The 13,388-nt window shown below is 73.9% G+C and carries 11 protein-coding genes and 1 tRNA gene; 6 read left to right on the top strand and 6 right to left on the bottom strand.

Going from position 1 to position 13,388, the window contains the following annotated elements; all coding sequences use genetic code 11:
• Positions 1-23: 23 nt before the first annotated feature.
• The 3 genes from ACFYVL_RS22145 (at position 24) to ACFYVL_RS22155 (ending at position 1,197) form a co-directional block, all read left to right on the top strand.
• Positions 24-365: a hypothetical protein gene (locus ACFYVL_RS22145; protein WP_389247337.1), complete on the top strand. Its 342-nt coding sequence runs from the start codon at positions 24-26 to the stop codon at positions 363-365.
• 195 nt (positions 366-560) lie between these two features.
• Positions 561-1,133, top strand: coding sequence for a bifunctional DNA primase/polymerase (locus ACFYVL_RS22150; protein WP_389247340.1), 573 nt, complete (start codon positions 561-563; stop codon positions 1,131-1,133).
• Positions 1,124-1,197 (top strand) — tRNA-Lys (locus ACFYVL_RS22155). The genes ACFYVL_RS22150 and ACFYVL_RS22155 overlap by 10 nt, the downstream gene beginning before the upstream one ends.
• A gap of 88 nt (positions 1,198-1,285) precedes the next feature.
• Here the strand turns inward: ACFYVL_RS22155 and ACFYVL_RS22160 are convergent.
• Positions 1,286-2,563, bottom strand: a complete 1,278-nt coding sequence (locus tag ACFYVL_RS22160; protein WP_389247343.1) for a M6 family metalloprotease domain-containing protein — start codon at positions 2,561-2,563, stop codon at positions 1,286-1,288.
• Between the two features lie 578 nt (positions 2,564-3,141).
• On the opposite strand from ACFYVL_RS22160, the gene ACFYVL_RS22165 reads away from it, so the two are divergent.
• Entirely contained in the window at positions 3,142-5,076 is a 1,935-nt protein-coding gene (locus ACFYVL_RS22165) for a putative bifunctional diguanylate cyclase/phosphodiesterase (protein ID WP_389247345.1), read from the top strand.
• 128 nt (positions 5,077-5,204) lie between these two features.
• Here ACFYVL_RS22165 and ACFYVL_RS22170 read toward each other — a convergent pair whose 3' ends face one another.
• From ACFYVL_RS22170 to ACFYVL_RS22185, 4 genes are all read right to left on the bottom strand, one after another.
• Complete coding sequence (locus tag ACFYVL_RS22170; RefSeq protein WP_389247347.1) at positions 5,205-6,290, bottom strand: LLM class flavin-dependent oxidoreductase; 1,086 nt, start codon at positions 6,288-6,290, stop codon at positions 5,205-5,207.
• Between the two features lie 211 nt (positions 6,291-6,501).
• Entirely contained in the window at positions 6,502-7,959 is a 1,458-nt protein-coding gene (locus ACFYVL_RS22175) for a serine hydrolase domain-containing protein (protein WP_389247349.1), read from the bottom strand.
• Between the two features lie 208 nt (positions 7,960-8,167).
• Positions 8,168-8,884 (bottom strand): decarboxylase, encoded by a 717-nt coding sequence (locus ACFYVL_RS22180; RefSeq protein WP_389247350.1) that lies wholly within the window; start codon positions 8,882-8,884, stop codon positions 8,168-8,170.
• Between the two features lies 1 nt (position 8,885).
• The gene (locus ACFYVL_RS22185; protein WP_389247352.1) at positions 8,886-9,818 is read right to left on the bottom strand and encodes a decarboxylase; all 933 of its coding nucleotides are present in this window, start codon (positions 9,816-9,818) and stop codon (positions 8,886-8,888) included.
• 95 nt (positions 9,819-9,913) lie between these two features.
• On the opposite strand from ACFYVL_RS22185, the gene ACFYVL_RS22190 reads away from it, so the two are divergent.
• Both ACFYVL_RS22190 and ACFYVL_RS22195 read left to right on the top strand, forming a co-directional pair.
• Positions 9,914-10,891 carry a D-2-hydroxyacid dehydrogenase gene (locus ACFYVL_RS22190; RefSeq protein WP_389247354.1) on the top strand — a complete coding sequence of 326 codons (978 nt, stop codon included), beginning with the start codon at positions 9,914-9,916 and terminating at the stop codon, positions 10,889-10,891.
• Complete coding sequence (locus ACFYVL_RS22195) at positions 10,884-12,317, top strand: amidase (RefSeq protein WP_389247355.1); 1,434 nt, start codon at positions 10,884-10,886, stop codon at positions 12,315-12,317. Before ACFYVL_RS22190 ends, ACFYVL_RS22195 begins: the two co-directional genes overlap by 8 nt.
• 155 nt (positions 12,318-12,472) lie before the next feature.
• Here ACFYVL_RS22195 and ACFYVL_RS22200 read toward each other — a convergent pair whose 3' ends face one another.
• Entirely contained in the window at positions 12,473-13,387 is a 915-nt protein-coding gene (locus ACFYVL_RS22200) for a D-alanyl-D-alanine carboxypeptidase family protein (RefSeq protein WP_389247357.1), read from the bottom strand.
• Position 13,388: the final 1 nt, after the last annotated feature.

Raw genomic sequence — 13,388 nt, forward strand, 5'->3', positions numbered from 1 at the left:
CGGCCGAAAGAGGGAGGACGCACATGGCGGAGACCGAGCGGCACGAGCGGCGGCTGCGGCCCGCGCCGCTGCTCTTCGAGCCCGAGGCGGCTGCCGCCGATCCCGAGCACTTCTTCGACCTGGAATCGGTCGAGGACCCGCGGCAGCTGCTGACCCGTGCCACCGAGCTGACGCTCGCGTTCCGGGCGGCGACGGACCGGGCGGTGGAGTTCCAGGCGGTCGCGGCGGCCCAGCTGGCGGACCCGCGGCGGTTCGACCGGCTGACGGTCGCGGACATCGCCGAGCGGGCGGCCTGGACCGAGGACTACGCGAAGAAAATGATCGACTTCGGCCGGGACCTGCTGCGGAACCAGCCCCCGAAGTAGCCCGCCCGCGGCAGGTGGGCCGGTCCCGGGGCGGCGGGCGGCGGACCCCGGCGGCGGGCACGCGTGGAGCGCACGGGGCACGGGGATGCTCGGGTGGCATATGCGTCGGCGGCAAGATACTCCTCCCCGCACCGACTTGTCCCCGTTTTCGGCAACTCACAGAAACGGAACCCTTACCCCCCGTACACCTGGAGCATGACCACTCACGCCCCCACACCCGCCGCCCCCCACCACACGAACCTGCCGGACCGGGTCACCTCCCCCGGCGCCGCCTGGCTGACCTCCGCGTCGTCCTACCCGCGCTCCACCCTCGCGACCTGGGAGGCGCGCCCCACCGCGCCGGCCGTGCTGCCCTGCGGGACCGCCTTCGACGTGGTGAACGTGCCCGTGGTCTTCGGCCGCCGGATGCTGGACGCGCTGTGGGCGGAGGGGCCGGGTTCGGGGCCGGTGGCCGTGCAGCACGGGCGGATGCTGCTGTTCTCGGCCCCGGGCACCGCCCAGCGGCTGCCCGCGCTGCTGGAGTGGGAGCCCCGGGCCGCCGACGTACCGCCGCTGCTGTGCCACGGGACGAGCGACGCGGTGACCGTGCCGGCCCTGGTTCCGGGGGCGGCCAAGGGGCCGCGCTGGGTGGTGGCGCCGGATGTGCGGCACCCCTGGCTGCCGGGTCCCGAGGTGCTGTTCTGGGCGTGTGTGCGGGCCTCCCGGTTATCGATTTTTCCTCCCGCCGATCAGGGTGCTAATGTCTACGACGTCAGCAGGCGCCGCTAGCTCAGTTGGTTAGAGCAGCTGACTCTTAATCAGCGGGTCCGGGGTTCGAGTCCCTGGCGGCGCACAGACGGGAAAGACCCCCGAGCTTCGGCTCGGGGGTCTTTTCGTGTGCGCGGGCGCGGCCCTTTCCCGAGGGCGTCGTCCCGGTGGCGCTACTGCTCCTGGCCGGGCCTGCCCGTGGTGACCTTGACCGTCCAGCCGCCGGAGCGGGTGCGGTCGGCGACCTCCACCCTGGTGTCCTCGCCCGCCACCGTGTACGTCTCGCCGACGCCGAGCGGGGCGTCCGCCAGCGGCGGGTAGACGGAGTGGTCCCAGCACGCCTCGGTGCGCGGGTGGGTGTCGAGGACCTCGACGGGGCCGCCGCCGGAGGCCGTGCCGTTGCGCACCCGGTAGATCAGCACGCCCTGGACGCAGGCGCCCCGGTCGTTGCCGAAGCCGCCGCGCGCCTCGATGGCCAGGGCCGTGTTCTCGCCCGTACGGACGACCGCGAGGCGGGTTCCGCCGCGCTGGCCGCCGCGCGGGGGCGGGGCCGCGAGCGGGTCCAGGGTGAGCCGGGTGGAGGCGCCCCACGGGACACAGGCGACCTGGTCGCGCTCCAGCCAGCCCAGTTTCCACTTGTGCCAGCCGAAGGGTTCGGGGGCGAGCCCGAACTGGCTGCCCATGACGTCCCAGTCCCCCACGTGGGTGTCCCAGTCGCCCTTGCCGTCGTCGGGGCGGTGGTAGAGGTCGGGGAGGTCGAAGACGTGCCCGGTCTCGTGGGCGAGGACGTTGCGGTCCGGCGGGTGCTTCTCGAAGACGGTGACGATGCGGCGGATGTCGGTGCCGTCGGCGCGCAGCGGGGTCTCGAAGTTGACGACCTTGGTGGCGTCGGAGTCGACACCGGGGGCGTCCGGGTCGGCGACCAGATAGACGATGTCGTACTTCGAGAAGTCGACCCGGTCGTCGGCGGCGGCCACCGCGTCGCGCAGATAGGCGGCCCGCCGCTCGGCGCTCCAGTCCCGCTTTATGGCGTACGAGGTGGAGTCGGCCGGCATCCGGATCCAGTCGGACAGCGGGTGCGGGTGGAGCCGGAACTTGCCGTAGGAGGCGCGGCGGAAGAAGTCGCTGGTGGCCGGGAAGTGGTCGGCGGCCAGCTCCTTCGGGGTGGTGAGCGGGGCGGAGTCCGGGAAGGACAGGAAGATCATGACCGCGTTGAGGTCCTTCACCGGGCGCGGGTAGCTCTCGTTCCAGGTGTCGAGGCCCAGGGAGTGGTGGGCGGAGGTGCGGGGCAGGACGCACTGGCCGGCCGGGTGCCCGGCCGAGGCGACGGCCGGACCCGCCACCAGGCCGGTCGCGGCGAGCGCGGTCAGGGAGGTGAGGAATGCCGCCGTGCTGCGCAGCCGCAGCCGGGACCGGTCCGTCTCGCCGGGCGCACCCGCGCCCCTGGGCACACCCGTTCCCCCGCCCACCCCCTTCCGTCGCGACTCTCCCGCTTCCCTGGGCGCCCCCGCGCCCCCGGGCGTCAACCGACCCTGCACATCGACCTCCGGGTCCTCCCGGTCCTCCGGGCATGGAATGGGGAACTCCTCACCCACCTTGTTGGGTTTTGGGTGGTTACGCCCTGTTCCAGTGCGCCACTCGGGTTTCCGGCCCGACCTGCGGCGACGCCCCGGCAGGTCACAGAACGTCACAAGCGATCAGGAGGAGGGCAGGTCAAGGCACACCCGTGCAGAAACGATCGGCCAGGGAGGGCGGGGCACCCGAAGACCTCCCGACGAGGCCCGATTCAGCGGCGAAGGAGCTGGATCGGCCGTTGCGGCAACCTCTATGATCGGCACACTTTCCCGCGTGGAATCGGCCCCTGGGCAGCGGATTCCGCCTCGTTTCGCCCCGATTTGCCGCTGATTCATCCGCCCGGCCGACGATCCCCGACAACGGCCCCGACCTCCCACCCGAGGACCGCCGACATCAGGACCCCGACATCACCCGACGACACCTGTACGACTCAATCGCCCTGCGGGAGCACACGGTGAGCGGAATCCCCGAAGAGTCCGGTTCAGGCCACAACCTCGTCCCGCCCGTCCCCCTCGTCCCGCCTTTCGTCACGGATCGTCACCACCGGGACGGACGGGACCGGGAGCCGTACGCCGCCGACGGCCGCGCCCCCGACGGTGCGGCGCCGGCCGCGCGGGCGGTGCGCCACGACGGTGCCGACCCCGGCCCCCACCACGGCCCCGCGCCCCGCCGGACCGCGGGCGCCCGCGACTACCGGGCCGCCTTCCGCGCGGCCCAGCTCGCGATGGCCCTGGTGACTTCCGACGGCACGGTGCTCGCCGCGAACGACGCGCTCGGGATGCTGCTGGGCACCGACCCCACCGTGCTGCCCGGCACCGAGGCGGCCGAGCTGGTGGACCTGGCAGCCGACGCCCGCACCTGGCACGCGTACCGCGAGGTGCTGGACGGGCGCCGCACCCGCTTCCGCTGCACCCGGCGGCTCAAGCACCGCGACGGGCACGTCCTGTGGGTGGAGGTCTCCCTGGCCCCCGTGCCCGACAGCGCGAACGTACTGCTGTCGATCTCCGACATCAGCGACTGGCGGGAGCTCCAGGCGCGGCTGCGGCACCTCCAGATGCACGACCCGGTGACCCGGCTGCCCAACCGGGCGCTGTTCTTCGAGCGGCTGTCGGCGGCACTGGAGTCCTCGACCTACGAGCGCGGCGGGACCGGCCGGATCGGGCTCTGCTACCTCGACCTGGACGGTTTCAAGGCGGTCAACGACACGCTCGGGCACCGGGTCGGCGACCGGTTGCTCACCGCGGTGGCCACCCGGCTGACCCGCTGCGCGGACGAGGCCGGGTACGGGCCCGGCGGCGGGCACCTGGTGGCCCGGCTGGGCGGCGACGAGTTCGCGCTGCTGGTGGAGGACTCGACCGGCACCGAGCAGCTGACGGACCTGGCGCAGACGGTGCTCACCGCGCTGCAGCAGCCGTTCGACCTGGCCGGGCAGCGGCTCTCGGTCTCGGCCTCGATCGGCGTGCTGGAGCGCTCGGCGGCGGGGACCACGGCGACCGGGCTGATGCAGGCCGCGGACACCACGCTGTACTGGGCGAAGGCGGACGGCAAGGGCCGCTGGACGCTCTTCGACCCGGAGCGCAACGCCCACCGGATGACCCGGCAGGCGCTCTCCTCGACGCTGCGTCCGGCCCTGGAGCGCGGCGAGTTCGTGCTGGAGTACCAGCCGCTGGTGGACCTGGAGGGCGGTCTGGTGCGCGGGGTGGAGGCGCTGGTGCGCTGGCGCCACCCGCAGTTCGGGACGCTGGCGCCGAATCGGTTCATCGGAATCGCCGAGGAGGACGGCTCGATCGTCCATCTGGGCCGGTGGGTGCTGCGCACCGCGTGCCGGCAGGCCCGGCAGTGGCAGCGGGACCACCCGGACACCGCGCCGCTGTTCGTCTCGGTGAACGTGGCGGTGCGCCAGGTCTGGGACTCCGACCTGGTCGCGGACGTGGCGGAGATCCTGGAGGAGACCGGTCTGGAGCCGCGTCTGCTGCAGCTGGAGCTGACCGAGTCGGCGGTGATGGGCTCGGCGGGCCGGCCGCTCCAGGCGCTCCAGGACCTCAGCGACATGGGCGTGCACATCGCCATCGACGACTTCGGCACGGGCTACTCGAACCTGGCGTACCTGAGCAGGCTGCCGGTCTCGGTGCTGAAGCTGGACGGCTCGTTCGTACGGGGCTTCCAGGACGAGGCGCATCCCAACCCGGCGGACGAGACGATCGTGGAGGCCCTGGTCCAGCTCGCCCACCGGCTGGGGCTCACGGTGACCGCGGAGTGCGTGGAAACCGCGGGGCAGGCGGCGCGGCTGCGCCGGATCGGGTGCGACACCGGGCAGGGCTGGCTGTACTCGCGGCCCCAGGCGCCGGACCGGATCGCGGCGATGCTGGTGGAGCGGACGGCGGGGTAGCGGCGGGGGCGGGGCGGTCGGGTTCGGCGTCCGCCGGGGGCCGCCCCCTTGCCCGCCCGTTCCGCCCCCGGGGGCGGCCCCGCCGCCCAAGGAGGCGGGGCCGGTTGTGCGGCCCGACCCCCGAGGGGCTACGGCGTGGGCAGCCCGTACGCGTCGGCGATCAGCTGGTAGCTGCGGACCCGGACGTCGCCGCCGTGGGCGTTCGCGGTGAGCATCAGTTCGTCGGCGCCGGTGCGCTTGGCCAGGTCGTTGAGGCCGGTGCGGACGGCGTCCGGGGTGCCGTGCACGACGTTGGCCAGCCAGCTGTCCACGAACTCCCGCTCCAGCGAGCTGAACGGGTACTTCTCCGCCTCCTCGGGCGTCGGGATCAGCCCCGGCCGGCCGGTGCGCAGCCGGAGCATGTTGAGGGCGCCGGTGAGGACCTGGCGGCGGGCCTCGGCCTCGTCCTCGGTGGCGAGCGCGGAGACGCCGATGACGGCGTACGGCTCGGCGAGCACGGCCGAGGGGCGGAAGGACTCCCGGTAGAGGTCGAGCGCCGGGATCGTGTTCTGCGCGGAGAAGTGGTGGGCGAACGCGAAGGGCAGGCCCAGGGTGCCGGCCAGCCGGGCGCTGAAGCCGGAGCTGCCGAGCAGCCAGACCTGCGGGGTGTTGCTGTGCCCCTGCACCGGGCCGGGCACGGCGTGGATGCGGGAGTAGGGGTGCCCGTCCGGGAAGTCGTCCTCCAGGAAGCGGGTCAGCTCGGCCAGCTGGCGGGGGAACTCGTCGGCGCCCTCGTGCGGGTTGTCGCCGCGGCGCAGGGCCGCGGCGGTGGCGCCGTCGGTGCCGGGGGCCCGGCCGAGACCGAGGTCGACCCGGCCCGGGGCCATCGCTTCGAGCGTGCCGAACTGCTCCGCGATGACGAGCGGGGCGTGGTTGGGCAGCATGACGCCGCCGGAGCCGAGCCGGATGCGGTCGGTGTGGGCGGCGAGGTGGGCCAGGATCACGGCCGGCGAGGAGCTGGCGACGCCGGGCATCGAGTGGTGCTCGGCCACCCAGTAGCGGTGGAAGCCGCGGGACTCGGCGAGCCTGGCGATCTCGACGCTGGTGCGCAGGGAGGCGGTCGGGGTGCTGCCGGCGCCGACGGTGGCGAGGTCCAGTACCGAGAGGGGGGTGGGGGCGGAGCCATGGGTGCGGCCGCGTACGGGGTCGGGGGTCGGGGTCGGGTTGGCATCCACCGGTGGGTCCTCCTGGGGCGGGCGTTCTCGGACGTACTCCCGTGAACAAACAGGAGGCAGTCTCCGGATATTCCCCCGGGGCGGGGGCGGCATCGGCCGGGGGGCCTGGGGCCGGAGCTCGGACTCCCGGCCCTCCGGCCTCCTTCCCCGGGTCCGGCCCGGCGACGCCGCGACGCGCCGCGGCGGTCGCCCCGCGCCCGCCGGGAGCGCGCTACGACACCTTGGGGGCGGCCCGCATACCCACGTACACGCAGGCCGTCCCGTCCGAGAGCCGGGCGAAGACCACCGGCATGTAGTCCTCGCTGAAGGAGGGACCGGCCCCCGTCCCGGCGAAGACCGTGCCGGTCACCGGCAGCAGGTCCACCGAGAGCGGCGGCGAGAAGTCCGCCATCCCGTCGACGAATTCGTACAGGAGGTGACCTGCGCCGTTCTCCCCCGCCGTGACGGTCATGACGACGCCCGCCCGCCGGTAGACCCCCTCCAGCGGTGCCCAGTCGACGGCGACCGGTGCGTCCGCCGGGGCGAACGGCTGCGGCATCGTGACGTCGGCGAACTCCGCGAGCAGTTCGCTCATCAGCGCCGCGTAGAGGAGCCGCGCGCTGCCGCCGTTGGTGAGCAGGGCGACGGCGACCCCGGCCGAGGGGACGATCCGCAGGTAGGCGTACTGGCCGATGGACGCGCCGTCGTGGCCGTAGCCGGCCGTACCGTTCCAGTCGTACAGCGTCCACCCGAGGCCCCAGCCGTCCGAGCTGACGGTCCACTTGTCGGGGACGTCCGTCTCGCGGTGCTGCATCGCCTCGACGGCGGCGGTGGAGAGCAGGCGGGTGCCGTCCTCGGCGACGCCGCCCGCGAGGTGCATCCGGGCCAGCTTGACCACGTCGCCCGCGCTCGCCAGGACCCTGCCGTACGGTCCGGCCGAGCGCGGCATCAGGTCCCAGGAGGGCGCCGGGTCGGGCATCCGGCCGGGCTCGCCGAGGTGGCCCATGGCGGCCCGGAAGCGCAGCGCCTCCTCCGGGAGGGTCATGGTGCGGGTCGCGCCCAGGGGTTCCAGGACGCGGGTCCTGAGCGCCTCGTCCCAGGTCAGCCCGGTGACGACCTCGACGAGCCGGCCCAGCACGTTGTAGCCGACGCTGCTGTACGAGACGGCCGTGCCGGGCGGGCAGTCCAGGGCGACCCCGGCACTGGCCTCCACATAGCGCGCCAGGCAGTCGTCGCCGCGCCCGCTGTCGTGGGTGAAGTCGCAGGTCAGGCCGCTGGTGTGGGACAGCAGCTGACGGGTGGTGATGCGCGCCGTCGCCTCCGGGTCGGCGGTCGCGAACTCCGGGAGTACGGAGACGACGGGCGCGTCGATGTCGAGTTCGCCCGCGTCGGCGAGCCGCATGACCAGGGTGGCGGTGTACGTCTTGGCGATCGAGCCGAGCTGGAAGACGGAGTCGGTGGTGGCCTCGACGCCGGTACCCCGGTGCAGCAGGCCGCCGGCGAGCTCGTGCACCCGGCCGCCGGTCAGGACGGCGAGGGAGGCGCCGGGTACGTGGTGGGCGGCGCACAGCTCGTCGAGCCTGGCCTGCCAGCGGGCGGTCTCGAAGGTGCGACGGGCCGAACCGCCGCTCCCCCAGGCGCCGTCGGCCTGCCACTCGCCCGCCGCGTTCCAGCTCAGGTTCTCCGTCATGACCGCCCCGCCCTCCGTGGTCCGGGGAGCCCGTCGCCCCCCGATGCGCACACTGTACGCATCGCGGAACAGTGTGCGCAAGAGGGATCGGAAAAGGCGGCTCCCGGTGAACCGGCAACGGGAGCCGCCCTGTTGACCACGCACGGCGCGCGGGCGCGTACCTCGGCCCGCGAACTGCTCGGCCTCGTACGGCGCGCGGACGCGGACCTCAGCCCGCGAACAGCGTCCCGAGGGCCGCCGCGCGCACCCTGCGCCCGGTCAGCCGCAGCCCCTCCCACACGGTGACCTGGTTGGCCGTCAGCACCGGCTTGCCCAGCTCCGCCTCCAGCTCGGTGAGATGGGCCGCGGTGTGCAGCGCGGTGTCCGGGAGCAGGACCGCCTCGGCGTCCGCGTGGTCGCCCGCCGCGGCCAGGCCGAGCACCTCGCGCCGCCCCCAGGTGCCGACCTCGGCGGCCGTGACGATGCCGCTGCCGCGGGTCGAGACGACCTCCGCGCCCGCCGACTTCAGGAAGCCGCGGAAGAGTTCCGCCACGTCGTCGGGGTAGGTGGCGGCCACCGCGACGCGGGTCACCCCCAGCGCCCGTACCGCGTGGGCGAAGGCGAAGGAGGTGGAGGAGGCGGGCAGGCCGGCCGTCGTGGCCAGCGTGCGCACCTGCTCGTGGGCGCCGTCCCAGCCGTACACGAAGCTGGCGCTGGTGCACGCCCAGACCACCGCCTCGGCGCCGGACAGGCGCAGCTCCTCGACGCCCGCCGCGAGCCGGTGCGCCGAGCCCATCTCCAGCAGGGCGTCGACCCGGTGGGCGTCGGTGCCGATGTCGGTGTGCACCAGCGGCAGCCGTACGCGCGCGTCCGCGAGCAGCATCTCCATCCGCGGGTAGTCGTCCTCGGCGGAGTGGCCGGGGTAGAGGAATCCGATCGCCGTCATGTCAGTTCAGGCCTTCCTGCTCGGGGAACGGCGGGAGGGGCGGCAGCCGCGGGACGCCGCCGGGGCCCGGCGGTTCGGGCAGGCCCGGCGCCTCGGCGAGGGCCCCGGCGTCCGGGAGGCCGGCGGCGTCGGAGAGCACCGGCGGCTCCGCGAGCACCGGCGGGGGCACCTCGGCGGCCACCGCCCGCGCGGACATGGTCAGCAGTTGGTAGGGGCCGACCGCGTCGATGCCCAGGCGCCGCAGGGCGGACCACATGGTGACCTGGTTCGCGGAGAGCACCGGCATCCGCAGTTCCGCCTCCAGCTGCGGGATCACGTCGTACGTGGGGAGGTTGGTGCAGCTGATGAACAGGCAGTCGGCCGCGCCGACCACCGCCCGGCGCGCCATGTCCACCACGTCCCGGTAGGGCACCTTCCAGATGTGCCGGGTGAGGCCCATGAACTCGCAGCCGGTGACCTCGATGCCCGCCTCCGCGAGAAAGTCCTCCAGGGACCGGGTGACGGACTGCGTGTACGGGGTGACCAGCGCGACGCGCCGGGCCCCCAGTTCCCCGAGCGCCTCGGTCAGGGCGCCCGAGGTGGTCACCGACGGCAGCTCGCCGTCCTCGGTGGCACCGGCCCGGGACATCGCGTCGCGCATGGCGCGCTCCCCCGCCGCGCCGTCCACGAAGCTGCCCGAGGTGCAGGCGTACGCGACGACCTGCGGTTCGACGGCGATCAGCGCCCGGACCGCCTCGCGCAGCGTATGGTGCTCGCTCACCAGCCGGGCCAGGTCGAGGCTGACCTCGACGGGCACGTAGGGGGTGCGGGTGAGATGGAGCGAGATGCCGTCCGGCACCCACCGCCACAGCTCCCGGTCGAGAGCGAAGTCGAACGGGGCCACCACGCCGACACCGCGCTGCGGCTGTGGCCCACCGAGAAAGGAAATGTCCAAAGCGGCCCCCAGGTATGGGTGTTGACGACCGTAGGGTGCGGGTACGAGCGTGGTCAATCCGTACATCTGCGACGTTGCGAAACGGTTTCCAGACGATGACTGATGCCCACAAGGTTCGCGAAGACCCCGAAGTCACCCTTCTCGTGCTCGACGCCGACCCGCCGCCCCGCCTCGGCAGCCTCACCGGACGCGCCCGCATTGTGCACGGTGACGAATCGTCGTTGGCGAGTCAACTCCCCCACGCGGACGTCCTCCTGGTGTGGGACTTCCTCTCGGACGCGGTGCGGCGCGCATGGCCGGGCGAGGGCGCGCGGCCCCGCTGGGTGCACACCGCGAGCGCCGGAGTGGACCACCTCATGTGCCCGGAGCTGGCCGCCTCCCGCACGCTGGTCACCAACGCCCGGGGGATCTTCGAGACGCCGATCGCGGAGTACGTGGCCGGTCTGGTGATCGCCGCCGCGAAGGACTTCAACGGGACCAACGAGCTCCAGCGGCAGCGCCGCTGGCGGCACCGCGAGACCCGGCGGGTGGCCGGCACCCGGGCCGTGGTGGTCGGTTCCGGGCCGATCGGGCGGGCCGTCGCCGGCACCCTGACGGCGCTCGGCGTGAGCGTCGCGCTGACCGGACGCACCGAGCGCCCCGGCGTGCACGGGCCCGCGGACCTGCCGGCACTGCTGGCCGGGGCGGACTGGGTGGTCGCCGCGGCGCCGCTGACCGACGCGACCCGGGGGATGTTCGACGCGCGGGCCTTCGACGCGATGCGGTCGGACGCGTACTTCGTGAACGTCGGCCGGGGCCAGCTGGTCGTGGAGGCGGACCTGCTGGCGGCGCTGTCCCGGCGGTGGATCGCGGGGGCCGCGCTGGACGTCTTCGAACAGGAGCCGCTGCCGCCGGAAAGTCCGCTGTGGGACGTGCCGGGGCTGACCGTGTCGCCGCACATGAGCGGTGACGTGGTGGGCTGGCGGGACGCGCTGGGCGCCCAGTTCCTGGACCTCTACGACCTGTGGGCGGCCGGAAAGCCACTCCCGAATGTAGTGGACAAGAATGTTGGGTACGTCCCCACTCATGACTGAGCCGACGACAGCACCCACCGACCTGGCCGCCTTCACCGCCCGTCAGCTTCTCACCGCGTACGAGAAGGGCGAGGCCTCCCCCGTGGAGGCGGCCCGTGCCGTGCTGGAGCGGGCCGAGGCCCTCCAGCCCTCGCTGAACGCGTTCGTCTCGATCGACGCGGAGGGCGCCCTGGAGCAGGCGCGGGGCTCCGCCGAGCGGTGGCGGCGGCGCGCGCCGCGGGGGCTGCTCGACGGCGTACCGGTCACCGTGAAGGACCTGCTGCTCCAGGCGGGGACGCCGACGCTGCGCGGCTCGGAGTCGATATCGGCCGAGGGCCGCTGGGACGAGGACGCGCCGGCCGTGGCGCGGCTGCGGGAGCACGGGGCGGTCCTGGTGGGCAAGACGACCACCCCGGAGTTCGGCTGGAAGGGCGTCACCGACTCGCCCCGGCACGGTGTCACCCGCAACCCGTACGACCCGTCGCGGACCTCGGGCGGGTCCAGCGGCGGCAGCGCGGTGGCGGTGGCGGCGGGGGCCTCACCGCTGTCCGTCGGCACCGACGGCGGCGGCTCGGTGCGCATCCCGGCCTCCTTCTGCGGCGTGTTCGGGCTGAAGCCGACGTACGGCAGGATTCCGCTCTACCCCTCCAGCCCCTTCGGCACCCTGTCGCACGCGGGCCCCATGGCGCGGGACGCGGCGGACGCGGCGCTGATGCTGGACGTGATGGCGGGCGAGACGGACTGGCGGGACTGGTCGCAGCTGCCGGTCTCCGACGACGGAGAGACGCGGCACCGGATCGGCGACGGGGTGCGCGGGCTGCGGGTGGCGTACTCGCCGACCTTCGGCGGCCAGGTGAACGTGGCCCGGGACGTGGCGGCGGCGGTGCGCGCCGCGGTCGGGAAGCTGGCCGAGCTGGGGGCCTTCGTGGAGGAGGCGGACCCGGACTTCGCGGACCCGGCGGAGGCGTTCCACACGCTGTGGTTCAGCGGGGCCGCCCGGGTGGTCCAGCACTTCGGGCGGGCCCAGCGGGACGCGCTGGACCCGGGGCTGCGGGAGATCAGCGGCATCGGCGCCCGGTACTCGGCGCTCGACTACCTGGCCGCGGTGGACGCCCGGATGGAACTCGGCCGCCGGATGGGCCGCTTCCACAGCACCTACGACCTGCTGGTGACGCCGACCGTGCCGCTGACCGCCTTCGAGGCGGACACCGAGGCCCCGCGCGGCTCCGGGCACCGCAGGTGGACCGGGTGGACCCCGTTCACCTACCCGTTCAACCTCACCCAGCAGCCCGCGGCGACCGTGCCGTGCGGGCTCGACGCGGCGGGCCTGCCGATCGGCGTCCAGCTGATCGCGGCCCGTCACCGCGACGCGGTGGTCCTGCGGGCGGCGCAGGCGCTGTACGGGGCGGGGGTGGCGGGCACGGCCCCGGTGCCGGTGGGCCGCTGACGTGCGGAGCCGCGCCGCGGTGCGGCTCCGCACGTCCGCCGGAGCGGCGGAACGGGGTGTTCCGGGAGAGCGGGCAGGGTGGTGCGGCTACCCGGCGAAGCCGTGGCCGAGGAAGCCGTGGCCGAGGTAGCCGTGGCCGAGGAGCTTGCCCGCGGCTACCTGGCGAAGCCGTAGTTGAGGAGCTTGCCCGCGTCCTTGGCCCGGTTCACGTCCGAGGACGAGGCGAGCAGGGTGCCGTACAGGGTCTTGTTGCCCCGCTTCGTCGCGAAGACCAGGCAGTACTTCGCCTGCGGGCCCGAGCCCGTCTTGATGCCGAGCGTGCCCCGGTAGCTGGTGAGCAGCGGGTTGGTGTTCTTCCAGGACATCTCGCGCGTCCCGCCGCTCCTGGTCACCGTGCGCTGCTTGGTGGACTTCGTGGCGACCACCTTGCGGAAGGTGGCGTTCTGCATCGCGCTCACGGCGAGCCGGGTGAGGTCGCGGGCGGTGGAGTAGTTGCCCCGGCCGCCGCCCCCGTCGAACGAGTCGAAGTGCGTGTTCTTCAGGCCCAGCGACCGGGCGGTCGCGTTCATCTTGCCGATGAAGGACTTCACCCGGGCCTCGCGCGTGCCGCCCGACCCGAACTTGTCGGCCAGCGCGTACGCCGCGTCGCAGCCGGAGGGCAGCATCAGCCCGTACAGCAGCTGCCGCACGGTCACCCTGTCGCCGACGATCAGCCGGGCGGAGGAGGCCGTGTTGCGCACGATGTAGTCGCTGTAGGCCTTCTGGACGGTGACCTTGGCGTCCAGGTCGAGGCCCTTGCTCGCCAGCACCACCTTCGCCGTCATGATCTTGGTGGTGGAGCCGGTGGGCAGCCGGGTGTCCGCCGCCTTGGCGTAGAGGGTCCTGCCCGTACCCGCGTTCATCAGGAAGGCGCCCCTGGCGGTGACCGTGGGTGCCTTGGGTGCTGCGGTGACCCCGCGGGCCGCCGCCGGAGCGACCGCCTCCGGGGCCAGTGCCTGTGCCGGGGCGACGGCCGCCCCGGACGCCAGGACGGACCCTGCGGTGGCGGCGGTGACGGCGACCGCCGACATC

Origin of the sequence: Streptomyces sp. NPDC004111, from assembly GCF_042874215.1 — a bacterium.
Classification (GTDB): Bacteria; Actinomycetota; Actinomycetes; order Streptomycetales; family Streptomycetaceae; genus Streptomyces.

Coding starts and splice junctions, on each gene's coding strand:
- ACFYVL_RS22145 (WP_389247337.1), top strand. CDS start 24: ATGGCGGAGACCGAGCGGCACGAGCGGCGGCTGCGGCCCGCGCCGCTG.
- ACFYVL_RS22150 (WP_389247340.1), top strand. CDS start 561: ATGACCACTCACGCCCCCACACCCGCCGCCCCCCACCACACGAACCTG.
- ACFYVL_RS22175 (WP_389247349.1), bottom strand. CDS start 7,959: ATGACGGAGAACCTGAGCTGGAACGCGGCGGGCGAGTGGCAGGCCGAC.
- ACFYVL_RS22180 (WP_389247350.1), bottom strand. CDS start 8,884: ATGACGGCGATCGGATTCCTCTACCCCGGCCACTCCGCCGAGGACGAC.
- ACFYVL_RS22190 (WP_389247354.1), top strand. CDS start 9,914: ATGACTGATGCCCACAAGGTTCGCGAAGACCCCGAAGTCACCCTTCTC.
- ACFYVL_RS22195 (WP_389247355.1), top strand. CDS start 10,884: ATGACTGAGCCGACGACAGCACCCACCGACCTGGCCGCCTTCACCGCC.
- ACFYVL_RS22200 (WP_389247357.1), bottom strand. CDS start 13,387: ATGTCGGCGGTCGCCGTCACCGCCGCCACCGCAGGGTCCGTCCTGGCG.